General features: G+C 63.8%; 26 protein-coding genes and 1 pseudogene. 18 read left to right on the top strand and 9 right to left on the bottom strand.

Translation table 11 applies throughout. The features are described 5' to 3' along the window. The first annotated feature begins 191 nt into the window (after positions 1-191). The gene (locus M5J09_RS03205) at positions 192-1,511 is read left to right on the top strand and encodes an O-acetylhomoserine/O-acetylserine sulfhydrylase (RefSeq protein ID WP_257156929.1); all 1,320 of its coding nucleotides are present in this window, start codon (positions 192-194) and stop codon (positions 1,509-1,511) included. Next, positions 1,459-2,658, top strand: coding sequence for a homoserine O-acetyltransferase (locus M5J09_RS03200; RefSeq protein ID WP_257156928.1), 1,200 nt, complete (start codon positions 1,459-1,461; stop codon positions 2,656-2,658). The genes M5J09_RS03205 and M5J09_RS03200 overlap by 53 nt, the downstream gene beginning before the upstream one ends. On the opposite strand, the gene M5J09_RS03195 is transcribed toward M5J09_RS03200, so the two are convergent. Both M5J09_RS03195 and M5J09_RS03190 read right to left on the bottom strand, forming a co-directional pair. Continuing rightward, positions 2,655-2,969 (bottom strand): DUF3017 domain-containing protein, encoded by a 315-nt coding sequence (locus M5J09_RS03195; protein WP_042529497.1) that lies wholly within the window; start codon positions 2,967-2,969, stop codon positions 2,655-2,657. The two genes, M5J09_RS03200 and M5J09_RS03195, sit on opposite strands and share 4 nt — an antisense overlap. 77 nt (positions 2,970-3,046) lie before the next feature. Further along, the gene (locus tag M5J09_RS03190) at positions 3,047-3,901 is read right to left on the bottom strand and encodes a bifunctional methylenetetrahydrofolate dehydrogenase/methenyltetrahydrofolate cyclohydrolase (protein ID WP_257156927.1); all 855 of its coding nucleotides are present in this window, start codon (positions 3,899-3,901) and stop codon (positions 3,047-3,049) included. A 24-nt stretch (positions 3,902-3,925) separates the two neighbouring features. Here M5J09_RS03190 and M5J09_RS03185 point away from each other — a divergent pair, with 24 nt between their 5' ends. The 6 genes from M5J09_RS03185 to M5J09_RS03160 all read left to right on the top strand — a co-directional run bounded on the left by M5J09_RS03185 (position 3,926) and on the right by M5J09_RS03160 (position 9,987). Beyond that, a complete protein-coding gene (locus tag M5J09_RS03185) occupies positions 3,926-4,396 on the top strand; it encodes a tRNA (cytidine(34)-2'-O)-methyltransferase (RefSeq protein WP_042529493.1) in 471 nt (156 codons plus the stop codon). 600 nt (positions 4,397-4,996) lie between these two features. After that, positions 4,997-5,449, top strand: coding sequence for a hypothetical protein (locus M5J09_RS03180; RefSeq protein WP_141741451.1), 453 nt, complete (start codon positions 4,997-4,999; stop codon positions 5,447-5,449). A 50-nt stretch (positions 5,450-5,499) separates the two neighbouring features. Next, on the top strand, positions 5,500-7,386 hold the full coding sequence (locus tag M5J09_RS03175; protein WP_374982095.1) for a pyruvate kinase: 1,887 nt from the start codon (positions 5,500-5,502) through the stop codon (positions 7,384-7,386). Between the two features lie 130 nt (positions 7,387-7,516). After that, complete coding sequence (locus M5J09_RS03170; protein WP_070536889.1) at positions 7,517-7,762, top strand: FeoA family protein; 246 nt, start codon at positions 7,517-7,519, stop codon at positions 7,760-7,762. Between the two features lie 7 nt (positions 7,763-7,769). Next, positions 7,770-9,704 (top strand): ferrous iron transport protein B, encoded by a 1,935-nt coding sequence (feoB, locus tag M5J09_RS03165; protein ID WP_257156925.1) that lies wholly within the window; start codon positions 7,770-7,772, stop codon positions 9,702-9,704. Positions 9,705-9,717: 13 nt separating this feature from the next. After that, complete coding sequence (locus M5J09_RS03160) at positions 9,718-9,987, top strand: FeoC-like transcriptional regulator (RefSeq protein ID WP_257156924.1); 270 nt, start codon at positions 9,718-9,720, stop codon at positions 9,985-9,987. On the opposite strand, the gene M5J09_RS03155 is transcribed toward M5J09_RS03160, so the two are convergent. Together M5J09_RS03155 and M5J09_RS03150 are read right to left on the bottom strand one after the other, a co-directional pair. Then, complete coding sequence (locus M5J09_RS03155; RefSeq protein ID WP_257156923.1) at positions 9,959-11,380, bottom strand: PH domain-containing protein; 1,422 nt, start codon at positions 11,378-11,380, stop codon at positions 9,959-9,961. The genes M5J09_RS03160 and M5J09_RS03155 overlap by 29 nt on opposite strands. Further along, on the bottom strand, positions 11,377-11,826 hold the full coding sequence (locus M5J09_RS03150; protein WP_042529479.1) for a PH domain-containing protein: 450 nt from the start codon (positions 11,824-11,826) through the stop codon (positions 11,377-11,379). Before M5J09_RS03150 ends, M5J09_RS03155 begins: the two co-directional genes overlap by 4 nt. A 58-nt stretch (positions 11,827-11,884) precedes the next feature. Here M5J09_RS03150 and M5J09_RS03145 point away from each other — a divergent pair, with 58 nt between their 5' ends. Then, positions 11,885-12,145, top strand: a complete 261-nt coding sequence (locus tag M5J09_RS03145) for a helix-turn-helix transcriptional regulator (protein WP_042529477.1) — start codon at positions 11,885-11,887, stop codon at positions 12,143-12,145. A gap of 7 nt (positions 12,146-12,152) precedes the next feature. Next, positions 12,153-12,623: a hypothetical protein gene (locus M5J09_RS03140; RefSeq protein ID WP_257156922.1), complete on the top strand. Its 471-nt coding sequence runs from the start codon at positions 12,153-12,155 to the stop codon at positions 12,621-12,623. Between the two features lie 5 nt (positions 12,624-12,628). On the opposite strand, the gene M5J09_RS03135 is transcribed toward M5J09_RS03140, so the two are convergent. Further along, complete coding sequence (locus M5J09_RS03135) at positions 12,629-15,766, bottom strand: error-prone DNA polymerase (RefSeq protein ID WP_257156921.1); 3,138 nt, start codon at positions 15,764-15,766, stop codon at positions 12,629-12,631. A 164-nt stretch (positions 15,767-15,930) separates the two neighbouring features. Between M5J09_RS03135 and M5J09_RS03130 the strand changes: the two genes are divergently transcribed. The 3 genes from M5J09_RS03130 (at position 15,931) to M5J09_RS03120 (ending at position 18,653) form a co-directional block, all read left to right on the top strand. Continuing rightward, the gene (locus M5J09_RS03130; protein ID WP_070536883.1) at positions 15,931-16,830 is read left to right on the top strand and encodes a MetQ/NlpA family ABC transporter substrate-binding protein; all 900 of its coding nucleotides are present in this window, start codon (positions 15,931-15,933) and stop codon (positions 16,828-16,830) included. Between the two features lie 102 nt (positions 16,831-16,932). Further along, on the top strand, positions 16,933-17,976 hold the full coding sequence (locus tag M5J09_RS03125; protein WP_257156920.1) for a methionine ABC transporter ATP-binding protein: 1,044 nt from the start codon (positions 16,933-16,935) through the stop codon (positions 17,974-17,976). Then, positions 17,973-18,653 carry a methionine ABC transporter permease gene (locus M5J09_RS03120; protein ID WP_144791293.1) on the top strand — a complete coding sequence of 227 codons (681 nt, stop codon included), beginning with the start codon at positions 17,973-17,975 and terminating at the stop codon, positions 18,651-18,653. The genes M5J09_RS03125 and M5J09_RS03120 overlap by 4 nt, the downstream gene beginning before the upstream one ends. A gap of 29 nt (positions 18,654-18,682) precedes the next feature. On the opposite strand, the gene M5J09_RS03115 is transcribed toward M5J09_RS03120, so the two are convergent. After that, entirely contained in the window at positions 18,683-19,552 is an 870-nt protein-coding gene (locus tag M5J09_RS03115; RefSeq protein WP_257156919.1) for a sucrase ferredoxin, read from the bottom strand. 98 nt (positions 19,553-19,650) lie between these two features. Here M5J09_RS03115 and M5J09_RS03110 point away from each other — a divergent pair, with 98 nt between their 5' ends. Further along, positions 19,651-20,298, top strand: a complete 648-nt coding sequence (locus M5J09_RS03110) for a hypothetical protein (protein WP_042529463.1) — start codon at positions 19,651-19,653, stop codon at positions 20,296-20,298. Here the strand turns inward: M5J09_RS03110 and M5J09_RS03105 are convergent. Both M5J09_RS03105 and M5J09_RS03100 read right to left on the bottom strand, forming a co-directional pair. Continuing rightward, entirely contained in the window at positions 20,295-21,827 is a 1,533-nt protein-coding gene (locus M5J09_RS03105; protein ID WP_257156918.1) for a DNA polymerase Y family protein, read from the bottom strand. The genes M5J09_RS03110 and M5J09_RS03105 overlap by 4 nt on opposite strands. After that, on the bottom strand, positions 21,824-22,504 hold the full coding sequence (locus M5J09_RS03100; RefSeq protein WP_257156917.1) for a hypothetical protein: 681 nt from the start codon (positions 22,502-22,504) through the stop codon (positions 21,824-21,826). The genes M5J09_RS03105 and M5J09_RS03100 overlap by 4 nt, the downstream gene beginning before the upstream one ends. A gap of 58 nt (positions 22,505-22,562) precedes the next feature. Here M5J09_RS03100 and M5J09_RS03095 point away from each other — a divergent pair, with 58 nt between their 5' ends. The 4 genes and pseudogenes from M5J09_RS03095 to M5J09_RS03080 all read left to right on the top strand — a co-directional run. After that, positions 22,563-22,973: a hypothetical protein gene (locus M5J09_RS03095; RefSeq protein ID WP_257156916.1), complete on the top strand. Its 411-nt coding sequence runs from the start codon at positions 22,563-22,565 to the stop codon at positions 22,971-22,973. A 141-nt stretch (positions 22,974-23,114) separates the two neighbouring features. Beyond that, entirely contained in the window at positions 23,115-23,438 is a 324-nt protein-coding gene (locus M5J09_RS03090) for a helix-turn-helix transcriptional regulator (RefSeq protein ID WP_070536876.1), read from the top strand. Beyond that, positions 23,435-24,574: an MFS transporter gene (locus tag M5J09_RS03085; RefSeq protein ID WP_257156915.1), complete on the top strand. Its 1,140-nt coding sequence runs from the start codon at positions 23,435-23,437 to the stop codon at positions 24,572-24,574. Before M5J09_RS03090 ends, M5J09_RS03085 begins: the two co-directional genes overlap by 4 nt. Positions 24,575-24,591: 17 nt before the next feature. Further along, a pseudogene (locus M5J09_RS03080) lies at positions 24,592-25,243 on the top strand (IS481 family transposase); the annotation flags it as partial. A gap of 118 nt (positions 25,244-25,361) precedes the next feature. On the opposite strand, the gene M5J09_RS03075 reads toward M5J09_RS03080, so the two are convergent. Then, a complete protein-coding gene (locus tag M5J09_RS03075; RefSeq protein ID WP_257156914.1) occupies positions 25,362-26,015 on the bottom strand; it encodes a response regulator transcription factor in 654 nt (217 codons plus the stop codon). Between the last annotated feature and the right edge of the window lies 1 nt (position 26,016).

Here is a 26,016-nt window from a genome sequence, read left to right as displayed (position 1 = left end):
TTCTAGATTTTATCGCCTACGTGCTTATCCGACCACGAAACTGGAAAAGATCTATCAACTCCGTTAGGGTGCTTCGAACACGATGAGACGATCATCAACCAACCGCTCGGTCTATTTTTATTCCGCCGCTCGCCTGCATTTTCCGGTAGGCCACTTACAGTTCTGAACCGCTTGGTCTACCGTTGCCAAGCATGAGCACCAAATACGACAATTCCGCAGTAAACGAGTGGTCTTTTGCCACCCGCTCCCTCCATGCCGGCCAGAACCTGGATGGCTCCACCAACGCACGTAACGTGCCGATTTACCAGACCACGTCGTACGTCTTCAACGATGCCGAGCACGCCGCCAACCGCTTCAACCTCTCGGATGCCGGCCCGATTTATACCCGCCTGACCAACCCCACCCAGGATGCCTTGGAGGCCCGCCTGGCATCGCTGGAGGGCGGTGTTGCCGCCGTAGCTTTTGCTTCCGGCCAGGCCGCCGAGACCGCCGCCATTTTTAATCTGGCCTCCGCGGGCGACCACATCGTCACCTCCCCGCGCCTCTACGGCGGAACCTCTACCCTATTCACCGTCACTCTCAAGCGCCTCGGCATCGACGTCACCCTTGTGGAGAACCCGGATGACCCAGCCTCGTGGCAGGACGCCGTTCAGCCGAACACCAAAGCCTTCTACGGCGAGACCTTTGGCAACCCGGTCGCTGACGTCCTCGATATCCCAGCCATCGCCGAGGTCGCCCACGCAAACCAGATTCCGCTCATCGTGGACAACACCATCGCCACCGGCGCCCTGGCCCGCCCGCTGGAGCTGGGCGCAGACATCGTCGTGGTCTCCACCACGAAGTTCTACACCGGCAATGGTTCCGCCATCGGCGGCGCGATTATTGACGGCGGCTCCTTCGACTGGACCGTCACCCGCGACGGCGAGCCGGTCTTCCCCTACTTCGTCACCCCGGACGAGGCCTACCACGGCCTCAAGTACGCCGACCTCGGCGCACCGGCCTTCGCCGTCAAAGCCCGCGCGGGCCTCCTGCGCGATACGGGTGCCGCCATTTCCCCGTTTAATGCCTGGCTGACGTTGAATGGCATTGAGACGTTGCAGTTGCGCGTCGATAAGCACAATGCCAACGCCCAGGCCGTGGCTGAGTACCTGGAGGGCCACGCCAAGGTCACGAAGGTCAACTACGCGGGCCTGGATTCCTCGCCGTACAAGGCCACCAAGGAGAAGCTGGGTTATGCCTACACCGGTTCCGTGCTCTCCTTCGACATCGACGGCGGCCGTGAGGAGGCCTGGGCGTTTATCGACGCCCTGAAGCTGCACTCCAACCTGGCCAACATCGGTGACACGCGTTCCCTCGTGGTGCACCCGGCCACCACGACGCACTCCCAGTCCGACGAGGCAGCGCTGAAGGCTGCGGGCATTACCCAGGCCACGGTGCGTTTGTCCGTGGGCATCGAGGATGTCCAGGACATCATTGCTGACCTCGAGCGCGGGTTCCAGGCCATTGGCTAGCACCGTTCCCGAACTCGCGCCCGAGGGCGAGCTGGCCCAGGTCCCCATCGGAGATTTCACCACCGAGGCGGGCGCCGTGCTTGCCGACGCCTCCCTGGCCTACCAACGCTGGGGCGCCTTCGCCGGCGACCCCGACGGGGTTAACAACGTGCTGCTGGTGGAACATGCCCTCACCGGAGACTCCAACGTGGCGGAGTGGTGGTCTGACCTGGTCGGCCCCGGCAAGGCCCTGGACACCACGCGGTGGTGCGTTATCGCTACCAACGCCCTGGGCGGTTGCAATGGCTCCACGGGTCCAAGCAGCCTGCACCCGGATGGCGAGCCGTGGGGCGGACGCTTCCCCGCGTTGTCCATCAGGGATTTGGTTGAGGCGGAACACGCCTGCTTGAAGGAGCTGGGCATCTCGCGCGTCCATGCCGTGCTAGGCGGCTCGATGGGAGGGGCTCGCACGCTGGAGTGGAGCCTCATGCACCCGGAGAGCGTGTCAGCGGTGTGCGTGATTGCGGTCTCAGCCCGAGCGTCGGGCTGGCAGATCGGCATTCAGACCGCCCAGATTTCCGCGATTGAGCGCGATCCGTTCTGGCACGGCGGCAATTACTACCTCACGGACAAGACCCCGCGCGATGGCCTAGCCGCCGCGCGCCGCATCGCGCACCTGACGTACCGCGGCGAGCAGGAAATCGACGAACGTTTTGGTGCCTCACCGCAGCAGGGCGAAAACCCCTTGGGTCCGTACCGCCGACTCAACCAGCGCTTCGCGGTGAACTCCTACCTGGACTACCAGGGCGGCAGGCTTACTGATCGTTTCGATGCCGGTTCCTACGTCGTGCTTACCGAGGCCCTCAACCGTCACGACGTCGGCCGCGGACGTGGCGGGCTTATCAAGGCGCTGGCCGCCTCGCAGGTGCCGACAATGGTCGTGGGCGTGGACACGGACATCCTGTATCCCTATCACCAGCAGGAGCACATCTCCCGCAACGTCAACCAGTTACTGGCCATGGCCAAGATTGTCTCCCCCGTCGGCCACGATGCCTTCCTCACCGAAACACGCCAAATGAACCGCATCCTGCGCAACTTCTTGTTGCTCTCCGCCCCGAACGGCCTCGACGTCGGCCCAGCCTACGTGGGAGATGAGTATTACATCTAGGAGCCGAGCGCGTCGATGGAAAAGGCCATAAACGCCATCGCCGCGCCGAGGATGCCGGTGAAACAGGCGTCGAAGCGCCGCGAGCGCACGGCCAACACGCCGACCCGCGAGGAGTCACAGGTCAGGCGCACCACGGTGAGCCACATCAGTGCCCCTCCCAGCAGCATGGTGGCGCGGCGCCAGTGCTCGGAAATCGCATAGACGCCCGATACCGCCACCGCCGCCACGAACAACCCGATGGCTACCCACTGCACCGCCGGCGGCAGCGGCGAGGGCTTGAGGTGGGCATCATGTGGGTTCGCCAACGACACCGGCGGCTTGGCCGGTGCTGCTGGCGCTATCTGCGGACGCTCCCGGGGGCTCTGCGTGGGCATGGAACTGCTGCTAGCTACTGAGCTGCCAGCTTCTCGGCGCGCTCAACGATGTTGCTCACCAGGAACGCGCGCGTCAACGGGCCCACACCACCCGGGTTCGGGGAGACGAAGCCGGCCTTCTCCCACACGTCCTCAGCCACGTCGCCGGCGAGCTTGCCATCGACGCGGGAGACGCCGACGTCGAGAACCGCGGCGCCTTCCTTAACCATATCGGCGGTGAGCATGTGCGCCTTGCCGGCGGCAGCGATGATGACGTCGGCCGCACGAGTCTCCGCGGCCAGATCCTTGGTGCCGGTGTGACACAGCGTCACCGTGGAATTCTCGCTGCGGCGGGTGAGCATGAGGCCAATCGGGCGGCCCACGGTCACACCGCGGCCGATAACCACGACCTTCGCACCGTTCAGCTCCACACCGAAGCGACGCAGCAGGTGGATGCAACCGTTCGGGGTGCACGGAAGCGGGGCGTCCTCGTTGAGCACCAGCTTGCCCAGGTTAATCGGGTGCAGGCCGTCGGCGTCCTTAGCTGGGTCGATAAGCTCCAGCACGCGGTTTTCATCCAGGTGCTTCGGCAGCGGCAACTGAACGATGTAGCCAGTGCAGGCCTCATCATTGTTGAGTTCCGTGATGACGCGCTCGAGTTCCTCCTGGCTAACGTCAGCAGGCAGGTCTTTGCGAATCGAATTGATGCCGAGCTTCTCGCAGTCGCGGTGCTTCATCTTCACATAGGAGTGCGAGCCCGGGTCATCACCCACCAGGACCGTGGCCAGGCCCGGGGTAATCCCCTTCTCTTTGAGGGCGGCCACGCGCTGGGCCAGGTCCTCAAAAATCTCGTCGCGGTACAGGTTTCCATCTAGTTTGGTAGCGCTCATGCCCACCATCCTAGACTGATGCCTATGAGCAGCCTGCACATCGTCTTCGACAACCCCGTGATCCCCACCAACACCGGCAACGCCATCCGCACCGCCGCCGTCACGGGCGCGAGCCTGCACCTCATCGAGCCACTCGGCTTCAACTTCGAGGACAAGCACCTCAAGCGCGCCGGCCTGGACTACCACGACCTGGCAGATCTCAAGATCCACAAAGATTTCGACACCTGTATGGAGGCCCTCCCCGGCGCGCGGGTCTTCGCCTTCACCACCCACACGGATAAGTGGTTCACGGACGTCGAATACCAGGAGGGTGACGTCCTCCTCTTCGGCACCGAACCGACCGGACTGCCGGAGGAACACGCCTTCCACCCGCGCGTGACTGAACGGGTGCGCATTCCCATGATGCCGGCGCGGCGCTCGATGAATTTGTCCAACGCGGCGTCGACAGCCGTGTACGAGGCCTGGCGGCAGCTCGGCTTCCGTGGCGCGATCTAAACGGTCGCAAGGAACATGGAGCGTGCCGTACACTGCCATTAGCTGTGAACAGCCTGCTTGTATCCTGTCCTCGCTACCGAAAGTGTCTGTATGGCTCTCCACACCACCACTGCTTCTCTGGGCCGCAACCGTCTTCTCGCGGCCCTCAGCGCCGCGGTACTGCTTACTAGTTGTTCTAACACCGATGCCGGGTCCGCATCTGACTCCCAAACCACCACTGAAAACTCGGCTGGGGCCGAAATTTCGGAGATTCTCGCTGCCCCCACAACGCCTACTGCGACGTTGAAAAACACAACTTCGGCCAGCACTTCAACGAATCGCCAGCAGCAAAACTCAGCTGAGCCGCCAGTGAGGCGGTCCGTAATCGACCCAGGAAACGATGCTTCCGGCCAAAGGGGGCGCGACGACAACCGAGGCATCTACTATCACAACTCTGTTGACTGGGAATGGCTAAAACAGCCAGGTGGAATCGTCCCTGGCGGAAGAATTGTCAACGAGACCAGAAATGGCACGTGCTCAACAGGTTTTCTCGCTTCCAAGGGAGAGCGCTTATTCATCATTATCGCAGGCCATTGCGGTGATCGCGGGGACCAGTTTTATGTGAGCGATGCACAGAACAATTGGTCTTACGTGGGAGAGATGGTCGAGTCTTACCTTCAAGAGTCTGCCGACGGAGGCATCTACGGCACTGATATCGGCCTCATCGAAATTACGGGCGACGCCCGCTATAGATCTACCCTCCCGCTCGATCTGCCCATGCAGGGATGGATCACACCGCAGGAAGCACAGCAAAGAAACATGATGATTTGTCGGCTCGGTGCAACGACCGGGTACTCGTGCGGTGAGTTTGAAAGTATTGGCAACGGCGGCCTTTTCTACTTTCGAAATATCTCTGATCGCGGCGATTCGGGCGGCGCGATCTTCGCGGTGGATGACTCCGGAGTGTGGGCGCTAGGAGTCAGTTCCAACGTCTCCGATAGCAACAAGACTCTTCTCGGTGCCATGGAGATCGGCAGCGCCATTAATCACTGGGGGCTGACCATCCACGGATAGCTCTAGCGCTTCCGTGGCGCGATCTAGTAAGTAGCGGCACAATAAGGGTGATATCCACCAGGAAGGAGCCCACCATGTCGAGTTTGCGCCCGCGTCTTGATGCCCTGATTGACCGCGTCGAGAAGGCCACCGCCGAATACACCGAACCTATTGCCAAGGTTGCGCCCAATCACCGCCCCGGCGCGGTCAACTTGGTGCGCTATATGGCACTGCGTTCCCAGGATGCGGTGGAGGTCCAAGAAGGCCTCAGTGCGCTGGGCGCGACGAGCCTGAGCCACCCGGAGCCGGCGGTGCTGGAGCGCCTGCATGCGGCGCGCAACGTGCTCGATGCTTTCGACGGCCAGGCTCCGACCTACCCCATGCAGGCCATCGCCACCGCCTATGCGGATGCTGACGACATCCTCGACGCGAACACCGAGGCGCTCCTCGGCCCGACACAGGAGGGCACCCATGCCCGCATCATGGTGACTCTTCCGTCCGAAGCCGCCGAGGATTACGACCTTGTTCTGGGGTTTGCCCGCGCGGGCATGGAGCTGGCCCGCATCAACTGTGCCCACGACGGTGAGGCCGCCTGGGAGAAGATGGTCGAGCACGTCCACCGCGCCGCCGCGGAGGTGGGTCGCGAGATTCTCATTTCCTGCGATATTGCCGGCCCCAAGGTGCGCACCGGCGCCATCGAGCCGGGGCCGCGAGTGGTTCGGGTGCGCGGCGAGCGCTCCGCGGCGGGTGAATTGTTATCCCCGCCGACGCTGGTGCTTTACGACGTCCCCCAGGCCGAGAAAGCCCAGGAGGTGGCGAAGGGGGCGTCGGCAAGCGTGGCTCGCCCGGCCATCGCCGTAGAGGTTGACGGCGCGTGGCTGACCGATCTGGAACCGGGCAGCGAGGTGCGTTTTACCGAGGCTCGCGGCCGTTCGCGGTCCTTCACCGTGGAGTCTGTAGAGGAGGACGTGGCGGTGCTGCGCGGCGAGCGCAATTGCTACCTAGCGGAGGGTACGGTGCTCAGCCACGGTGCCGAGACGACACAGGTGCGCGGGGTTCCCGCACTAGAGCAGAAAATTCGCCTCCACCGCGGCGATGAACTGGTGCTAAGCACCTCGCAGGAGCCGGCGCGGATTGCGGAAGGCGAAGTGACAACGATTGGCTGCACCATCCCGGAGGTCGTCACCGCGCTCGAGGTGGGGCATGCCGTGATTTTCGATGACGGCGCCATTTCGGGCCGCGTTACCGAAATCCGCACTCAGGGCGAGGACCGCGAGGCCGTCATTGCTATTGAGCACGCTGGGCCTAACGGCACCAACCTGGCAGCGTATAAGGGCATCAACCTTCCGGAGACCGACATCCCGCTGCCCAGCCTCACCGAGGAGGACATTGCGGCGCTGCGTTTCGTCGCCACGCACTGCGACATCGCAGCGGTGTCCTTCATCCGCACACCTGCTGACGTTTCCTTCCTCTACGACACCCTCGACGACATCGCCGCCGCACAGGAGTCCGAGGACATGGCGCAACGCGTGCGCAACCTGGGCGTCGTGCTCAAGATCGAGACGGTGCCCGCATATGAACAGCTGGGTACTGTGCTGCTGGAGGGCATGCGCCACGAGAAGTTCGGCATCATGATTGCGCGCGGTGACCTCGCCGTGGAGCTGGGCTTTGAGCGCATGGTGCAGGTTCCGGGGCGCATCATGAAGCTTGCTGAGGCCGCGCACATCCCGGTCATCATGGCCACGCAGGTGCTGGAGACCTTGGCTAAGACCGGCCTTCCCTCACGTGCCGAAATCACCGACGCCGGCTACGCCCTGCGTGCGGAGTGCGTCATGCTCAACAAGGGCCCGCACATCACGGAGGCCATCCAAATTCTTGACCGGATGTCTCGCAAGCTCGGCCGCTCGCGTCTGAAGAACCGCCAGATGCTGCGCCAGGTGGGCAGCTGGACTAACTAGTGCAACGCCACGCGGCACAGTCGCGCCGCGTGGTGAGGATCACCTAAGAAGTGCACTTCAGGAGTAGGTAGTTTCTTCTTTACTTAGGGTAACCTATATAGGAATACACGATAGGAAGAGAGCCGACCATATGTTGTCTGGGTGCCCACGGCAGACTGCCGACGCCATCCCCACCGGATGCACCGTAACCTTGGGTAGCGAATGTATTTCCTGCACGTGCGATGCCGCTTTGGCGGTGCGCCTTGGCGAGCTGGGGATCCGTCCCGGCGCCACGCTGACAATGGGTCCACGCGTGGCCGGTGGCGCGCGAGTTGTATCGGTGGGCAACTGCCGCTACGCCATCGATAAAGCAACGCTTAAGGCCATCGAGGTCTAGCTTATCCATGGCCTCCTCCCCTAGCTGCCACGGCGATCCGGGCGGCGCGCTCGCCCCTGCTGGCGCACCCATCCTCGCCCTTGTCGGCTCCCCCAACTCTGGTAAATCCACCCTGTTCAACGCCCTGACCGGTGCGAAAGCGCAGACCGGCAACTGGCCGGGAACCACGGTGGAGGTCAGCCGCGGCGCATGGAAACTTGGTGAGTCTACCGCCGATCTCATTGATTTTCCCGGCACCTATTCGCTCGATCCGCTCAGCCCGGATGAGGCGCTGACCCGCGCCATGCTCATTGAGTGTGCTGAGGACGAGCGCCCCGACGCCGTCGTGGTGGTCGTCGATGCCACCGCGGTGGCCCGCGGCCTCAACGTCGCGCTCCAGCTGGCAGAGCAGCCGTACCGCCTCATCATCGCCCTGACCAAGACCGACGTGGCCCTTAACCAAGGCCAGGCGGTTGATGCCGCAGCGCTCGCCGAGGCGACCTCCATCCCGGTGGTGGTGGTTGATGGGCGTAGGAGGGAAGGCGTCGAGAAGCTGCGCGAGGTCGTGCTCGAGTCTTTGGCTCACCACCCGGTGCAGCTGCGTGAGGATACCGGGCTGGAGGGGCGCTTCGCGGAGCTTGATGCGGCGGCGAAGGCCTCGGTGAGCGAGGTCGAGCACGCCACTCCGCTTTCGCACCGACTCGATGCCGTGGCACTCCACCCGGTTGTAGGACCCCTACTGTTTTTGGCCGTGATGTGGCTGGTTTTCCAGATCACCACGACGGTGGCAGCGCCCCTGCAGGACGGATTGGAGGCGTTGGTCTCTGGGCCGCTGAGCGATTGGGCCTGGGCGGGGCTTGAGGCCATCGGCCTGGGTCACCCGCTCATTACGGGCCTGCTTGTCGACGGCCTCATTGGCGGCGTCGGCATGGTCCTCACCTTTGCCCCGCTCATGGCGCTGATGTTCTTGTGCCTGGCGGTGCTGGAAGATTCCGGCTACATGGCACGCGCGGCGGTGGTGACGGATCGCCTGATGCGGGCCATTGGCCTGCCGGGCAAGGCCTTTATCCCGATCGTCGTGGGCTTTGGCTGTAATGTGCCGGCGATTTCGGCCACGCGCGTGCTGGGCAGCCCGCGCCACCGCATCATGACTGCGCTGCTCATCCCGTTTACGTCATGCTCGGCACGCTTGGTGGTGTTCGTGATGCTCTCGGCCACGTTCTTCCCCGACCATGCCGGCAGCGTGGTGTTTCTTATGTACGTCATCTCGATTGCGCTACTCGTACTCGTGGGCTTGGCGCTGCGCAAGACTCTGTGGCGCGCGGTTCCGGAGGAAGCGCTGGTCATTGACTTGCCGACATATCAGCTGCCCACCGCGCGGTTGGCGCTGAGCGTCATGTGGACGCGCTTGAAGGGGTTCTTGAACACTGCCGGCGGCATCATCGTGAGCACGGTGGTCGTGGTGTGGCTACTCATGGCCATCCCCGTCGGCGCGGCCGTACACGACACCACCTTGGGCGAGCCCCCGGCCCCGGAGGATTCTGCTTACGGCGCAGTTGCCCACGCCATCGCTCCGGCCTTTGCTCCGGCAGGCTTCGATTCCTGGTCCCTGGCCGGCCCGCTGGTCACCGGTTTCGTGGCCAAGGAGGCACTGATTTCGACATGGGCACAGACTTACGCCGTCGACGATGTCACCGATGCTTCCGCCGAAGAGCAATCCCACAGCGCGCTCAGTGACCACGTGCGTCAAGATTTCGAGCAGGCGTCCGGCGGCCATACCCTGGCAGCGGTGTGGGCGTACATGCTCTTCCTACTGGCCTACACGCCGTGCGTGGCCACGATTGCGGCGCAGCGTCGTGAGATTGGCTGGCGGTGGACGCTCTTCGGGTTCGGCATGCAGCTAGTCACCGCGTGGGTACTGGCCGTAGCGGCCTTCCAGATTCTGAAGGTGTTTGTGCAGTGAAGGTGTTTATCTAATGCCCGCCTCCCCCATTCAGGCCGTGCAAGGAGCTATCGAATCTGGCGTGCGCTCGCGTGCCGCCATCGCCGCGAAGACGGGGCTGGAGCCCGGCACGGTGGATCTCATCCTTGACCATCTCACCGCTTCCGGTGTGCTCGACATGGAGCCGCTGGGCTCGTGCCCCGCGGGCGGGTGCGGGTCCTGTTCCGCGGCCTCTGCCTGCGCGGGCCCCAGCAGCACCCGCGGGCCGGTGCTGCTTAAGCTTCGCCGCCCTGCGGACCGCTAATCGGCCCCTCCAGAGCCGGCAAGCGGCGGGTGCGCAGGCGTGTGAGAAGCTCGGAAGCGTCGGCAGGTGTGAGGTCCTGACCCGCCATCCTGACTGGGCCCGCGACGAGGTCAAAGCGCACGGTGCGCACGCCGGCGAGGTGGCTCAACGGCCCCACTTTCAGCGTGAGCTCCTGGATATGCGGGGTGCCAATCACCATGACGCGGCGGTTGATGCGTCCGCGGTGGACGATGGCGACCGGCTGGGGTTCATCCACCAACGTCACCGACTGCTGCGCGCGGTCAACGGGGCTGACCCACGTCGCGCGCCGCGGCGAGGTGTACGTGGGCTGCGTGTGTCCTTCGGGTCGGGCGTAGTCCTCAATCTGTGTGCGGTCCAAATCAGAAACGAGCGCCAGCAGCTCCAGTGCCTGCTCGCGGGTACCTACCGGCAGGATGCGCGTAGAACCTGACTGTTTGCCGCTGCTCTTCGCGCCATAGCCTGCGACCGACACGTGCACCTCGTACCAGCCAAACATTCGCCACAACAAAGGCTGGCTGACCCGAACACCGTGGATGCGATTGATGCGGATGGTCTGACGGCGACGATCCGCTAAGCCATAGGAGATGTTGAGGGAGTTAGAGGGGGCGTCGTGAAGCGCGGTGAACGTCCACGAGGAATCCACCAGGCTCCACACGCGGCCTAGGTAGCCCACGATGACCGGCAGAAGCGCCGTCCACATGCCAGGAATGAAGAGCAACCCACCGATGAAGATCGCGGTCACGAGCGTGGGAAGACGAAACAGCTCCGCAAGAAGCGTGCGCAGGATAGGAATCTCCGGAATCAAGGCATCCGCGGCGGGTTCTTCCTCTACCTCCACGCTCGGTGCAGTTGCCGAGCCCCCTCCGTGCGTGCGGCGCAGCAATTCTTCACGCAGCTCTTCCGCCTTCGCCTTGGACAGGTACTCGATCTTGATGACGGATGACCTACCGCCAGCGGTCTCCACGCGCACCGTAGCCAATCCCAGCAAGCGTGCAATGACGGATTCCACCACATCCACAGCCTGAATGCGCTCATAGCGCGCGGAGCGGAATGACGTGGAAATAACACCATGCCGTAGTGCAATTTCATCCTCGGTGAGCTTGTAGCCCAACTTGCGCCACCAGATGCTGGACACCAGCCAGATGACCGCGCACAATAGCACGAAGCCACCGATACCGAGCAGCGTTCCGCGTCCAACCTCGCCTAGGTGACCACCTTGCAGGTAGGACAGAACGTCGGAGAGCATCGAGGCGTTGATATTGAGAACAAAGACGGCCACCAGGGCTAGAATCAGCGACCAAAAGCGCAGCAGCGGGGTGAGGCGATGGACGCGGGTGTAGCCGTCGACGTCGACAAGCGCGCGATCCTTCACAGTCCGCTCATCCTCTCACGTGCCTTGATGGCGAGGCGTTCGCGCAATGCGTCGGCGTCAACTGCGGGTAGGCCGGGGATGGTGGCATCGCTGCTTGGCGACGCCGTATGCAGCTTCACCTTTTTCAGTCCCATCGCCCGTTCCACGGGGCCGGCGGTGACGTCGACGAACTGGATACGGCCATAGGGAACGACGGTGAAGGTGTGCCAGATTTTGCCGCGGGTGACTAAGAGTTCGTCTGCGGTCTCCTGCCAACCTAGGTTTTTCACCTGCGCGGGAATGAGCCAGAGCTCATACAGCGCCCACACAACGAGTGCGCCGGCCACCCAGTAGAGCCAGTCCCAGAAGAAATATGCAGCGGCTGCTGCGAGGGCGGCGAGGATAATATCCCAGCTCAAATTCGTGATGTAGCGGGCCTTGGTGAGCTTAGGCGATACCGGATTCATGCCACCATTTTAACACGGACCCTTGACAAGTCGTTGGGTTTATACAACACTGTGATGCATGTCCCCAAAGAAAAAGCCCACACGCCCATTATTTAACCGGGTGCGCGTGCTCCGCGTTGAACGGGACATGACGCGTGCGCAGCTTGCCGAGATGATTGGGGTCAACCCCCAAACCATCGGCGCGCTCGAACGCGGCGACCACTCCCCCAGTTTGGATCTCGCTTTCAACATCTGCGAAGTCTTCAACCTGCCTGTGGAAGCCGTGTTCTCCCGGACCGAATTCACCCCTATGTCCTCCGAAATCTATCGCAAAGGATAAACCACACATGTCCGCCTCTATTCCCGATTCCGTAAAGACCCGCAAGCGCTACATCACCCTGGCCGACTTATCCGCCGGCCTCATCATCCTTTCCCTCCCCCTGCAGTTCTGGGACCTGTTCACCTCACTGATGGTGGCCGCCCTCGGAACGCTGCTGTGCGCACTGATGACCGCGCGCCTGCGCACAACTATCAACTCGGCAGACCTGCCCACAGCGGAGCTCGATGAGTACCAGATGCAGCAGCACGTCGAAGCGCGCGACGACGGCCTCAAGTACTCCCTCGCCGCACTTGTCATTCTGCTGCTGCTCACGGGCATCATTAGCTGGGGAGCAAGGACCATGCCCATCATGGATGGCGTGTTCGTATCCCTGCTCTACTTCAAGCTCATCCTGCTCTTGCTGGTGTGGCTGCCCTTCTCGGTGGCGCGCTCCCTCGCCGGAAAGATGAACCGCGACGAGCTCATCTCAAAGGAGTAGACCACTTAGCGGAAGTCCCGCGAGCCGCGCGAGAGTGCCTCACCAAAGGCCAGCGGCTCCAGCTGGTCCGCGGCAATGGTGACCGCGCCAGAGGCATTCTGCACGATGCCACGCACGATGAGCGCGGGCGCGGTACGGGCGGTGACCTTGTCCCGGGCCCACAAACCGGGCGTGACCATGACGTTCATCAACCCGGTCTCATCCTCCAATCCAAAGAACACCACACCGCCTGCAGTCTGCGGGCGCTGGCGGTGCGTGACCACCCCGGCAATGCGCACGCGAGTGCCGTCCTCCACGCCTGGCAAGTCCGCGGCACACAGTATCCCGCGGTCTCGCAGCGCCCCGCGCGCCTGCTCCATCGGCTGCTGGTTGTGGGTCACGCCGGTGCTCGCCACATCCGCCGCCATGAGCTCAAACGCACTCATCCCGGGAAGCGCGGGCGCCGCGATGGCCGACAGCCCCGGCAGCATCCCCTCTCGCTCCGTCGCGGCAACCCCCGCTTGCCACAGCGCTTGACGCCGCTCCACCCCAAAGACATCCAGGGCCCCCGCCACCGCGAGGGCCTCCACGTGATCGACGGTGAGGTCGGCGCGGCGGGAGAGATCCGGGACGCTAGCAAACGGCGCGGCCGCCTCAATGCGATCGGCGGCCTTATCGCCCAACCCCTTGATGAGGTTGAGCCCCAAACGAATACGCACCTGGCCATCCTCCCCCACCACGGCGCGGGCCTCACGGCCTGAATCATTGACGGTGGCCGGTAGCACCTTCACGCCGTGGCGGCGGGCATCCTGGATAAGAGACTGCGGCGAGTAGAAACCCATCGGCTGCGCACGCAACAGGCCCACACAAAACTGCGCCGGGTAGTAGCGTTTAAACCACGCCGAAAAGTACACCAAGGAGGCAAAGGACTGCGAGTGAGACTCCGGGAAACCATAGGCGGCAAAAGCCACGATCTTGGCCCACAGCTTGTCCGCGATTTCCCCGGTAATCCCGTTGGTTTCCTTGAGGCCGTCGTAGAAGCGCTGCTTGAGCGCGGCCATCCTCTCCGGGGAGCGCTTCGACCCCATCGCACGGCGCAGGTCATCAGCCTCCGCGCCGCTGAACCCAGCCGCATCGACCGCAATCTGCATGAGCTGCTCCTGAAAGAGCGGAATGCCCAGCGTCTTGCCTAAGGACTTCTCCAGCACCGGGTGGTCATACTCCACCGGCTCTTTACCATCGCGGCGGCGCAGGTACGGGTGCACCGACCCACCTTGAATGGGGCCCGGCCGGATGAGCGCGACTTCCACGACGAGGTCGAAGAAGACTCGCGGCTTCAGCCTGGGCAGCGTACTCAGCTGCGCGCGCGATTCCACCTGGAACACGCCCACCGCATCCGCGCGGCAGAGCATGTCGTAGACTTCCGGATCCGCCAGGTCCAGCTCCCACAGGTTGACCTTCCGGCCCGTGGTCTCTTCCACCAAATCCATCATGTGATGCAGGGCCTCGAGCATGCCCAAGCCCAGCATGTCGAACTTCACCAGGCCAGCTGCAGCACAATCGTCCTTATCCCACTGCAGCACCGAACGGTTCTCCATGCGCGCCCATTCCACGGGCACGACATCCGCAATCGGCCGGTCACACAGCACCATGCCACCAGAGTGAATACCCAGGTGGCGCGGCTGGCCGAGGAACTGCTCGGCTAAGGATTCGACGTCGCCAGGCGCGGGCGCAATCCCCTTCGACCACGCATCGGCCGAGCCTTGCGGATAGCCCAACGCACGGGCAGCATCCCGCAGCGCGCCTTTGCGACGGTAGGTGATCACGTTGGCCACCTGCGCGGCACGCTCGCGGCCATGCTTGGCGTAGACGTACTGGATAACCTCCTCGCGCCGCCCGGATTCAATATCGATATCAATATCCGGCGGGCCATCACGGTCCGGGGACAAGAAGCGCTCAAAAAGCAGGCCGGCGGAGATCGGCTCCGCGTTCGTAATCCCCAGCGCGAAACACACCGCCGAATTCGCCGCCGAGCCGCGCCCCTGGCACAGGATGTTCTCCCGCCGGCAAAAATCCACGAAGTCACACACAATAAGGAAGTAACCCGGAAAACCAAGCTGCTTGATAACGCCCAGCTCGTACCTCATCTGCTCCCAGGCCCTGCGCCGAATTTCCTCGGGACGCGAGGCATAGCGCGCCGCCGCGCGCTCGAAGGTGAGATGCTCGAGCCACGACATCTCGCTGTGCCCCTCCGGCACGTCGAAATCCGGCAGGTTGGGCGCCAAAGCCTCCCACGTGAAGCTGCACTCTTCGAGGACCCGTATGGTTTCCGCGATGAGTTCTGGCCCGTCTGGAAGCAATTGCGCCATCTGCTCCCCAGAGCGCAGCCAGGGAGCACCCATGGGGTGGGAGTTGGGGGAGGCGTCGGCAAGCGCGAGGCGCCGGGACAAGGCGTGTTTGGCTCCGGCCAGCCTGGCACGGTCCCGCGTAGCCGCAGCCGGGCGGGCCGTGACGATAGCTCGCGGAACGGGGAGATTATCCAGCGCCGCGTGGTGGTCGGCGTCCTCCGGAGTTTGGGTACAGGAGTACTCCAAAACCATGCTGTCTATTTTAATTCTTTCGATCAAAAGATCGAAATTCTCCGCCCATTCCCACCCCACAAGGAAGAGACAGTCATCCTGAAGTTCCGCGGCAACCTCCGCCAACGGCGGATAGGACACCGCGCCCTTCTCCCCCGCCTCCATGCGCGCGCGGGAGATAAGCCGCGACAAACGGCGATAGCCCTCCGGGGTGCGCGCTAGGACGGTCAGCGGAGCCGGTTCAAGACTCAGCTCCGCGCCGAAAACTGCGGGCAAGCCAACCTTGGCGGCAGCCTCCGCAAACTTCATAAGCCCATAGAAGCCATCCCTATCTACCAGCGCCATTCCCTGCAAACCCAGCTCGACGGCGCGCGCTACAAGCTCTTCCGGCTCGGACGCGCCCCGCAGGAAGCTATAGGAGCTCACCGCATGCAACTCCGCGAAGGGCACAGTAGAGTGCCCCACCCTCGGCTCATCCGTGGGCTGCGGCAGATGGTCCACCGACACCGGAATGGGCCCCGGGCGGCCGGACAGAATCCGCTCCACGCGGGACCACGGCAGCGCTGCACCCCCGTTGAACCTCATAGCCCCACACCCTAAATTAGAACAATAGTTCGCGTCAAGGTTTTCGTTGAACAATCACCGAAATAGACAAAGCGGTTCAATCATTGCTAGTTTTCGAGCAGTGTAATCACCTGCGGCATCCCTGCATGCCGCACAAACAATGAAGAAGGGACACTAGACCCATCATGAGCATCCGTCGCGCACTCGCTGCCACCTCCGCAGCCGTCATCGCCGCCACCGGCCTGGTTGCCTGCTCCTCCGACTCCTCGGACTCCGCTGAGTCCAAGGACTCCGGCGAGGCCATCACCAAGGACTCCACCATCACCATCGGCACCACCGATGCCAACATGGAAGAGTGGGCTGTCTTCCAGGACCTGGCCAAGGAGGCCGGCTACGACGTAAAGCTGGAGAACTTCGCGGACTACAACACCCCGAACCAGGCTCTGGATCAGGGTCAGCTGACCGCTAACAAGTTCCAGCACCTGCAGTTCCTCGCTAAGTACAACCAGGGCAACGGCACCGACCTCGTTCCGCTGGCATCCACCGAGATTTACCCGCTGGCCATCTACTGGAAGGACCACGAGGATCTCTCTGACGCCGAGGGCCAGGAAGTTGCCATCCCGAATGACTCCACCAACCAGGGCCGCGCTATCGGCCTGCTGGCTCAGGAGGGACTGGTTACCCTCAAGGAGGACAGCCCGCTGATCCCGACTCCGCTCGACATCGACGAGAAGAAGTCCAAGGTCACCGTCACCCCGGTCGACGCCGCCCAGACTCCGGCCGCGTACGGCGAGGGCAAGCCGGCCGTCATCAATAACTCCTTCCTGGAGCGCGCCGGCATTGACCCGAAGTCCGCTGTTGCGCAGGATGACCCGAACTCCACCGAGGCCGAGCCGTACATCAACGTATGGGCCGTACGTGCAGAGGACGCAGACAACGAGACCCTCCACGAGCTGGCCAAGCTGTGGAAGGATCCGAAGGTCACCGAAGCTGTCCTGAAGTCCTCCGGTGAGACCGCCGTGGCTGTGGACCGCCCGCAGGAGGAGCTCCAGGAGATTCTGGACCGCCTCGAAGAAGAAGCCTAAGCTCCCCGCTACTCCACATGTCCCCCCGCGTTCACGCTGAAGTGCGTGGCCGGGGGATTTGGCCGTTACACACGATTCACATAACCCCACAAGGACACCCACGTGACTGACTACTCTGGCGCCCACCGCGGCACCCGGATTGAGTTCCACAACATCACCAAGGTCTTTAAGAACAAAAAGACCACTACTAAAGCACTCGACAATGTCTCCCTGACCGTCGAGTCCGGCGAAATTGTCGGTATCATCGGCTTCTCCGGCGCAGGTAAGTCCACGCTGGTGCGCATGATCAACGGCCTCGATACCCCAACGTCGGGAGAGCTGCTTCTCGACGGCACCAATGTCGTCGGTATGCCCGAAAAGCAACTGCGCGGCATCCGCCGCAACATCGGCATGATCTTTCAGCAGTTCAACCTCATGTCCTCACGCACCGCGGCGGGCAATATTGAATACCCGTTGAAGCTGCAGGGCGTCGACAAGCAGGAGCGTAAAAAGCGCGTCCAGGAGCTGCTCGACTTCGTCGGCTTGTCCGACAAGGGCGATAACTACCCGGAGCAGCTCTCCGGTGGCCAGAAGCAGCGTGTTGGCATTGCCCGCGCATTGGCGACGCAGCCTTCGCTGTTGCTTGCGGACGAAGCCACCTCCGCCCTCGACCCCACTACCACACACGAGGTTCTCGACTTGCTGCGCAAGGTCAACCGCGACCTCGGCATCACCATCGTGGTCATTACCCACGAGATGGACGTCGTGCGTTCCATCGCCGACAAGGTCGCCGTGATGGAAAATGGCCGCGTCATTGAGGACGGCAGCGTCTACGAGGTCTTCTCTCACCCGAAGACGAGCGTGGCCGAGAAGTTCGTGGCGACGTCGCTGCGCAACACTCCGGACATCGTCGAGGCCGATGACCTCCTCGCCCACGAGGGCCGACTGTTCACCATCAACCTGACCGAGAAGTCCGGCTTCTTCGACGCTGCCGGCAAGCTCAGCGACAAGGGCGTATCCATCGCCGTCGTCCACGGCGGTATTACGACCCTGCAGAAGCATTCCTTCGGCAAGCTCACCGTGCGCCTCAACGGCCCGGCAGAGGCCATCGAAGAATTCTACGCCCACATGCAACGCACCACCGAGATTGAGGAGATTCAACGATGACCGTCACTTACCTCGCGGAGGCCAACTGGGACCGTCTAAGTGGCACGCTTGTCGACGCCATCAAAGACACCCTCATCATGGTCGCCACCACCATGGTGCTCGCCGGCCTCATCGGCCTCGTTCTGGGTATCTTGCTCTACACCACCCGCCCAGGCGGCATCCTGCAGAACAAGGTTATTTACTTCATCATCAATATCCTGGTGAACTTCATCCGCCCGATTCCGTTCATTATCTTGCTGGCCTTCGTCCAGCCCCTCACGGTGGCAGCGTTGGGCAGTTCCATTGGCCGCGGACCAGCAACGTTCGTCATGGTTATCGCGGCAACCTTTGCGGTGGCGCGCATCGTGGAGCAAAACCTCGTGGCGCTGGATCCGGGCGTCATTGAGGCGGCCCGCGCCATGGGCGCCTCACCGTGGAAGATCATCACCACAGTCATCGTGCCCGAGGCTCTCGGACCGCTGGTGTTGGGCTACACCTTCCTGTTCATCGGCATCGTCGATATGTCCGCCATGGCCGGTTACGTCGGCGGCGGCGGCTTGGGTGACTTCGCCATCGTTTACGGTTACCGCGCCTTCGAGTGGGAAGTCACCGTGGTGGCTACCCTCATCATCATCGTGCTCGTGCAGGCAGCTCAGTTCTTCGGCAACTGGCTGTCAGCGAAGATTATGCGCCGCTAGCCGCGCGCCAGTTACGCGCCGCGTCCTACCTACGTGTCGCGTCTTTCGACGCGACACGCGACATAAAAGCGAGAGGTCTTCGGCTCGTCTCCACAGGAGGAGACGACGCCGGAGGCCTCTTTTTCTTCCAGCTCCACAACCCACGCGCGGCCATCAGCATGCCGCACGGTGATGCAATCCCCCGCAGCAGCCTCAGCTGCTGCGTCGACATGGAGGTCGCCGTAGTGGAGGGTTTCGGAGGCGTCGAGAAGCTCACGCGCCACGGCGAGTTCCGCCACCTGACCCTTCGGCGTGTGCAGGCCCGAGCCGCGGTTGGCCGGGTAGAAATACTCGCCGCGCAGGGCCTTGCCCACGAGCTCGCGGCCGGCCTCCACGTTGAGGCGGCCGAAGGAATAGCCCCACGGCATGAGCAGCACCGAGGGTGCGAAGCGGTGGCCCTTGGTGTGGGAGGTCTCCCACACCGTCTCCTCGTATTCACAGGCCAGCGAGGCTGCCAGCGGGCGGCCCTTCACCGCGCAGCAGGCATCGCGTTTAGCGTGCGTGCACACCAGTACCAGCGGCAGGCACGTGCCGCGCGGGTGCTCCAAGTCGAGGTCGAGGATTTCCTCCGGGCCGTTGAGGATGTAATCCTGCACCAGACCCTCGCGAGCCCAGACCACGAAGCAGCGGAAATGACCCGTTCCGCGCTCCCGCCCGGCGCGTCCAGGGCGGCGGATGAGCTGCAGGCCGGCCACGCCCTTAAGCTTGGCCTTGAGCTTTTCGGTCAAGCCGGGGCCGAACGTGTGGCCGTCAAGCACATCGCGGGACCAGGCCGCGGGCCACTCGAAGAGAACATAGACGGATTCTTGCTTAGCGGTACCAGCCAGGGGTTCGACCTGGATGTCAGAGCAGAAGGTCATGGCGCCAGTTTAACTGTCATCACTTCTTTCACAACAATGTGGTTACGATGTTCACTTCGGTGCTAGGAATTTCTCTACCGGCAGCTACGCTCGGGGGTATGCCGAAACACACTCTCTCGCGCGCAGCTGCCTCCGTGGCAGCACTCGCTGTATCGAGTGCGCTCGTGCTGCAGGGCTGCTCCGCGTCCTCTGACGACGCCTCCGCCCCCACCGCCACGCTCGACGCCTCCTTGTCTGGAGCCTCCACCTCAACCGCCACCGTCACCGCCGCTCCAGCCCAGAACGCCACGGCCCCAGCCGGACTAACCCCACTGGGCGATGCCAACTTGGAGATGAAAACCCTCCGCCCGCCGGCACCCTCCGAGCTGGTCGTGACGGATGTGCGCGTGGGCAAGCACGATAACTTTGAGCGCGTCGTCTTCGAATTCGTCGGCAATGGCTCACCGGGCTGGCACATCGATTACACCGACTCCCCCGCCCAGCAGGGATCTGGCAACCCCATCTCGTATGAGGGCTCAACGGCTCTCGACGTCAGCATCGACGGCACCGCGTACCCATTCCAGCTCGACATGGAAGACCCGAACATCGGCACCGTCAAGGGCGCTGGCGGCATGGTCACCCAAGTTGTCAGCGGCGGCACCTTTGAGGCGCGTTCGCAGTTCGTCGTCGGGCTCGACGGGCGCCACCCCTACTCCGTCCAGGTGCTCAAGGCGCCAACACGTCTGGTTATCGATATCCAGAATTAGGTATACGTCGCCTCCACGGACCAGCGCCCGCCTGCCCACACAAGAAGCCAGGCGCGCTGGCCGTTCTCGTTGTCACCGACCACTTGCAGGCGCGCGCAGCGCTGCGCCTCGTTGGGGTCCCACCACCCGGTGTCCACTGGCCAAGGCCCGGCCCACCCGGTGACGCGGTAGCGGTTTCGTCCCCAGCCCAGGCCCGCGGGCTCGCCGGAGAGGAGGGCCTCGGCGGTGACGATGATGTCGCGCGCGGAGGCGTCGATAAGCCGAATGCGCGCGGCTGGGTGCGCCAGGCTCGCCGGCAGCGGTGCGGGGATGCGCCCTGGCCACGTTCCCTCCGGGGCAGGGTCACGCTGCTCGCCGTAGGGCACCAGCTCGATGCGCTCGGCCACCCCGCGCCCGGCCGCCGGCCGCGGCTGCAGCACACGGTCCACCCCCAGCTGGGACTGCACCCGCGCAATGACCCGCTTTGCCTGCTCAGTCGATTCACCCGCGCCCCACAGCACGCCATCCCCGGGCGGGGCGACTTCCACCGGCTCCAGCACCAGCTTCTCCACACCCCCACCCTCGCCCGCCCGCGCACTACTCAACCACCCATCGAGCTGCCAGCGCACGCGGTCTGCCGTGGCGGCTTCACTCAGCGCTTCCTGGGTGCGCCAGATACGCTCCAGGCGCGTGCCGCCCTCGAATTCGGCGATGACCCGCAGACGCACACAGATAAGCCCCGCATCATCCAATGCCGCGTGCAGTCGCGCCGCCAGCTGGCGCGCGGCGAAGGCCGCGGCATCCACGCGCTCAAGCGGTTCCTCGAAGGCCTGCTCCACGCCGAGGTCAGGCCGCTGAAGCTCCGGAGCTACTCGCCTATCCGGCGCGGCGGAGGCCACCGCGTGGCAGCGCCGCCCCGCCTCACCGAAACGCGTGGTGACCTGCCGCAGTGGCAGGCGCGCCAGATCACCCAACGTGCGCACGCCGAGACGATGAAGAGTATGGACCACCTCGGGCGGGCAGCCGAGCGAGACTTCCGCAGCCAGCAACCCCACCGGTTGCTCCGCCAGAAACTCCCGCGACCCACCTTCCGGCACCACCGCACCGAGGTTCTCGTGGCGCGCGGCAATGAGCGCGGTGGCAATCTCGTCGGCGACGCCGACGGTGACGTCGAGGTGGGCTCTGGAGGAGGCGTCGACAAGCATCTCCACTGCCCTATCTTCGCTTCCGTGGAAACGCCCCGCCGCGCACGCATCCACAATAACCAGGCCGGGGCGCAGGACCTCCACCGAGGACGCCACCGCATCAAGCCCCGCGGCAATCCCTGCGAAGACTGCGCCATCGCGGTCCGGGTTAGCCTCCTCCACGCGCACATCCGGCAGCACCGCCTGGGCCTGGCGCACGCGCATGCCGCGGCGCACCCCGGCCCGGCGCGCCGCCGCGTTACACACCGCCACGTGGTACTGGGAGGCAATCACACACGCTGCCCTGTCGGCGTCCTGCAGCGCCTGGATGGGCCAATCCGGGAACCACAGGGCCGCGACTCTCATACCACCTCCAAGCGTGGCCGCTCAGCGCGTTCGCCGCAGGTGAGGATCCCACGACGCGGGCGCGTGCTTTTCGACGCCACCCGCACCTCAATGTCCACTCCCCTAATACGCCCCACGCCGCGGCCCACGCCGCGCACCGCCACGACGTCCGCACCAATCTCCGTGGCCGTGCCCGGCAGCCGCACCCCGACGGTCAGCAGCGCCGCCTGCCCGCCGCGCACCTTGGCCAGCACTGGGCGTGCCCGCGTGGGGCTCAGCTCGCCGAGACCTTTGTGCACGACGAGGTCCAACCCCTCACACAACACACCGGTCACCGCCCACGGCTCCGCCCCCGGATCGGGCACAACGATGACCCGGGAGGCATCCCCTTCCTCGGCCACCTGTGCGAGTGAAAGGTCTGGCCAGCCGACGACGCCGACATGTCCGCCCGCCGCACTAACATGACTTACGAGATCCACCACTAGGGCCGCGCATTCCGCGCATGCCGTAGCCTGCTTTCGAGGAAGCCCACCCCCTGGGAGCAGCTCAGATAGACCTTCAGGGACATTGAGAATGTCCACGTCCGGCTGGACATCCGCCGCCACGTCTGGCGTTTCTAGGCGCTGAATCTGGGCGCGCAAAGCCGCAACCTGGTCAGCCCGTGACCCACCCGCTAAGCGAACACCTGTTTGATTCATGGCTCCATTATGAACCTCCCACCGGACACGCGCAATTGCGCTGGTAGCGTTAGGCGGCATGAACCCCCTCCACGCGCACACCACCCCCATCCCCACTCCGCTGTGGGTACGCCTCGGCGCCTCGCTGCTGGCCGGTGCCGCCGTGGCGGTCGGTACAAGCCGCATCCACTTCGGCCTCGCGCTGGGGCTGAGCTTGGTCTTCATCCTCGCTGCCTGCGCGCTGACGATTCTGCACCCCTACCGCGTGCGCATGCGCGAGTTCGCCGAGGACCACAACGTCACCATGGTGCCTTCCATAGCGCAGCTTCTACCACTCATGGTGCTGTGGTTAGCCATCATGGTCGCCCCGCTCATCGCCTTGCCGGTGTGGGGCAGCGTGCTCGTGGGAGTCCTTGTCGGCGGGGCCGCGTTCGTGCTTTTCCCGCACGTGGACGGCTCTCGCAAGCTCGCTTATGCGCCCCCGGCTTAGACTCGCCCTGCCGCCGAAACCAGTCTCTATCTAGCCGTACTAACCGAGGACGTTGATTGACCTAGGGAGACCTCTATGTGTTGTGCAGTTATTCCTGCACGATTATAGTGCAGGTATTACTGCACGACTATTGGAGGTTCGATGACACCCCGCACATATGAGCACCCCCCTGCCGCCGACATAAGCTTGCCCCGGGTTTTGGCAGCGTTGAGCGATCCGACGCGGCTGGAGATGGTCCGTCGGCTGGCTGACGGCGAGGAGCATGACAGCCTGGAACTGGCGGAAGACCTGCCTCGCTCAACGCTCACGTACCACACCCGAATGCTGCGCGAAGCAGGCGTGACGTGGACCCGAGGCGAAGGCCGAGCGTGTCTGATTCGGTTGCGCCACGATGACCTTGAGTCCCTATTTCCGGGGGTCCTGGGCGCTGTGATTGCGAATGCCGCACCACAGGAGCACTCGTGATCCGGCGTCTGTGGCCCTTCATTATGGGCAGTGTCGCTTTGGGGCTCGACGCCTACGTGATCGCTGGCCTTCTGCCAGCGATCTCTACGTCTCTGGCATCCCGGGAAGCGACCGTCGGATTGGGTGTGGCTGCCTTCACGGGCGCCTATGCGCTCGTTGGCCCAGTCTTGGCGGGGAGTGCAGGGCGCCATCCCTCGCGGAGTCTCGCGATCGCCTTGACGATCTTCACGGTGGCAAACATCGCCACGGCACTGTCGCCCACGGTGTGGGTATTCCTCGTGGCTCGGGTGGTCGCTGGGGCCGCGGCCGGGGTGTACTCCCCGCTGTCCTCGGCTGTCGCTGCTGCTCTGGTCGGTGCGGAGCAGCGTGGCCGGGCTTTGTCGCTCGTCCTGGCTGGGCTAGCTGGAGGCACCGTGTTCGGTGTGCCAGTCGGGCTCATGCTGTCCGAGCGGTGGGGCTGGAGATCGGCAATCACCCTCATCGTCATCACGGGAGCCTTGGCCATGGTAGGCATCGTGTGTCGAGACAGGAATCTGCCGGAGGTGCCAGCGTCCAGTCTGCGGCAACGCCTTAGGGCTATCACGCGTACCGACAATCTCGTCACGGTCACCGTCACGTTGTTGACCGGTGTCGCGTCGCTGGGTCTGTACACCTACCTCGCGCTCGTGCTCGGCCAGTCGAGTCTGTCCTCTCATCAGACGTTGGCGATCTGGGTGTGGGGCATCGGTGGGGCGATCGGGGCGTTGGGTATCGGGCGAGTCGTGGACCGCGGCCACCCGCTGAGGCTCAGCCTCATCCTGCTGGTCGGTTTGGCGTGTGCGCTGGCTGGCATGACCGCCAGCGAGATGCCTGCCGTGTTGCTGGTCAGCTTGCTCATCTGGGGGGTGTGTGGCTGGGCTTCACTGACACCGCAGCAGCACATTCTAATTGCCTCCAACCCGGAGGACGGAGCCACGGCTGTGGCCGCCAATGCATCGGCTAACTACCTCGGCTCAGCCCTCGGGGCAGTCTGCGGGTCCGTTCTGGTCGGGCAGGACTGGTCGGCTGGCGCCCTCTGCCTCGCAGCAGCCGCGGTCGCCGCCGGCGCTGTGCTCCTTCAGTTGGCACGCACGCGTATGGACCACCGCCTTGGGTAGCCCATCCGAACGCCGCGCTGACGCCCCGCCACCGGCTGATCGTGGCGCACCTAGTCGTCGAGGACGGTTGTCCGGTCAGCAAGGTCGCCACACGGTTTCAGGTCTCCTGGCCCATGGTTAAGCGCTGAGCCGACCGCTCATGCACGGGTCAGTCCATGCATAACCACTCCTCGCGGCCGCACCACTCTCCGAATAAGACCGCTGCGAAGACGGCCAAGCGTTGCATCCAGCTACGGCTTTGCCTTCGCGAGGGCCCAGTGCGACTCGCATGCCGGCTCGGCGTTGCACCGTCAACGGTTCATCGGAGCCTGACTGACGCGCATATGAACCGGCTGTCCCACGTTGACCGAACGTCAGGAGAGCCGGTTCGCCGCTACGAGCATGACCATCCTGGCGCGATGCTGCACGTCGATGTGAAGAAGCTCCGCAACATCCCTGACGGCGGAGACTGGCGCTATGTCGGCTGACGGCAGGGCGAGAAGAACAGCGCCGCCACACCCCGACAGGCCCAGAGACAAATACCGGGATCCGTTGATGGGCAAGGCCTATGTCCACACCATCTTTAACGACCATTCCCGCGTCGCCTACCCCGAGATCCATGACGACGAAACCGCGATCACCGCCACCGCTGTCCGGGTGAGGGTGGTCGAGTGGCTCAACGCCTGCGGCGAGCTCGAGGGCTGGTTGCACTACTACAACCACCAACGTCCCCGGTCAGCACATCTAGCCGGCTCCCGCCTCCATCGGTAACTTGTCACCGCCGCCCCCTAACTGGCCGACGTCCTCTCTAATCTAGGTCATGCGAAGCGGCCCAGCGGGTGAGCTGGTGGCGGTTGGATTGCTGCGTCTTGCGCAGAATGTTGGACGCGTGCGTTTCCACCGTCTTCACCGAAATGAACAGCTGCTTGCCAATTTCGCGGTACGTATAGCCGCGAGCGAGCAGCCTCAAGACCTCCAGCTCGCGCCGCGTGAGCGCATCCACTGCTGGATCCTGCCCCTCCTCAGGCTCTGGCGCAGGAGCACCGGAAGCAAAAGCGTCGAGGACAAAGCCCGCCAGCCGCGGAGAGAAATACGCGTCCCCGCTGTTGACCTGCACTATTGCTCGGGCCAGGTCCGAGCCGGAAATATTTTTGGTGACATAGCCACGCGCGCCCGCCCGAATCAGCGCAATCACATCCTCCGCCGCATCCGACACACTCAGCGCCAGATACACCGGCCCCGAGGGCTGGTTGGCCGTCGCGTTAATGACGGCAAGGCCGCCGCCGTCGGGCATGTGGACGTCGAGAAGCACCACGTCCGGGGCAGTGCGTGCAATGCCCTCCAGCGCCTCGGCGACGGTCCCGGCGTCGCCCACGATCTCAATCTCCTCCGACGCCGCCAACTCGGCGCGCACGCCCGCACGGAAAACGGAGTGATCATCAACCAGAAAGACCTTCACCATG

The organism is Corynebacterium sp. BF-R-2, from assembly GCF_024586525.1.
Taxonomy (GTDB): Bacteria; Actinomycetota; Actinomycetes; order Mycobacteriales; family Mycobacteriaceae; genus Corynebacterium; species Corynebacterium singulare.
Note: the sequence above shows the minus strand (reverse complement) of the source record. Positions and strands in the feature narration are given on the sequence as shown.

What these genes read in the sequence shown, in the direction of transcription:
- M5J09_RS03205 (WP_257156929.1), top strand. Translation starts at nt 192, where the DNA reads ATGAGCACCAAATACGACAATTCCGCAGTAAACGAGTGGTCTTTTGCC.
- M5J09_RS03200 (WP_257156928.1), top strand. Translation starts at nt 1,459, where the DNA reads ATGTCCAGGACATCATTGCTGACCTCGAGCGCGGGTTCCAGGCCATTG.
- M5J09_RS03190 (WP_257156927.1), bottom strand. Translation starts at nt 3,901, where the DNA reads ATGAGCGCTACCAAACTAGATGGAAACCTGTACCGCGACGAGATTTTT.
- M5J09_RS03185 (WP_042529493.1), top strand. Translation starts at nt 3,926, where the DNA reads ATGAGCAGCCTGCACATCGTCTTCGACAACCCCGTGATCCCCACCAAC.
- M5J09_RS03170 (WP_070536889.1), top strand. Translation starts at nt 7,517, where the DNA reads ATGTTGTCTGGGTGCCCACGGCAGACTGCCGACGCCATCCCCACCGGA.
- feoB (WP_257156925.1), top strand. Translation starts at nt 7,770, where the DNA reads ATGGCCTCCTCCCCTAGCTGCCACGGCGATCCGGGCGGCGCGCTCGCC.
- M5J09_RS03160 (WP_257156924.1), top strand. Translation starts at nt 9,718, where the DNA reads ATGCCCGCCTCCCCCATTCAGGCCGTGCAAGGAGCTATCGAATCTGGC.
- M5J09_RS03150 (WP_042529479.1), bottom strand. Translation starts at nt 11,826, where the DNA reads ATGAATCCGGTATCGCCTAAGCTCACCAAGGCCCGCTACATCACGAAT.
- M5J09_RS03145 (WP_042529477.1), top strand. Translation starts at nt 11,885, where the DNA reads ATGTCCCCAAAGAAAAAGCCCACACGCCCATTATTTAACCGGGTGCGC.
- M5J09_RS03140 (WP_257156922.1), top strand. Translation starts at nt 12,153, where the DNA reads ATGTCCGCCTCTATTCCCGATTCCGTAAAGACCCGCAAGCGCTACATC.
- M5J09_RS03135 (WP_257156921.1), bottom strand. Translation starts at nt 15,766, where the DNA reads ATGAGGTTCAACGGGGGTGCAGCGCTGCCGTGGTCCCGCGTGGAGCGG.
- M5J09_RS03130 (WP_070536883.1), top strand. Translation starts at nt 15,931, where the DNA reads ATGAGCATCCGTCGCGCACTCGCTGCCACCTCCGCAGCCGTCATCGCC.
- M5J09_RS03120 (WP_144791293.1), top strand. Translation starts at nt 17,973, where the DNA reads ATGACCGTCACTTACCTCGCGGAGGCCAACTGGGACCGTCTAAGTGGC.
- M5J09_RS03115 (WP_257156919.1), bottom strand. Translation starts at nt 19,552, where the DNA reads ATGACCTTCTGCTCTGACATCCAGGTCGAACCCCTGGCTGGTACCGCT.
- M5J09_RS03110 (WP_042529463.1), top strand. Translation starts at nt 19,651, where the DNA reads ATGCCGAAACACACTCTCTCGCGCGCAGCTGCCTCCGTGGCAGCACTC.
- M5J09_RS03105 (WP_257156918.1), bottom strand. Translation starts at nt 21,827, where the DNA reads ATGAGAGTCGCGGCCCTGTGGTTCCCGGATTGGCCCATCCAGGCGCTG.
- M5J09_RS03100 (WP_257156917.1), bottom strand. Translation starts at nt 22,504, where the DNA reads ATGAATCAAACAGGTGTTCGCTTAGCGGGTGGGTCACGGGCTGACCAG.
- M5J09_RS03095 (WP_257156916.1), top strand. Translation starts at nt 22,563, where the DNA reads ATGAACCCCCTCCACGCGCACACCACCCCCATCCCCACTCCGCTGTGG.
- M5J09_RS03090 (WP_070536876.1), top strand. Translation starts at nt 23,115, where the DNA reads ATGACACCCCGCACATATGAGCACCCCCCTGCCGCCGACATAAGCTTG.
- M5J09_RS03075 (WP_257156914.1), bottom strand. Translation starts at nt 26,015, where the DNA reads ATGGTGAAGGTCTTTCTGGTTGATGATCACTCCGTTTTCCGTGCGGGC.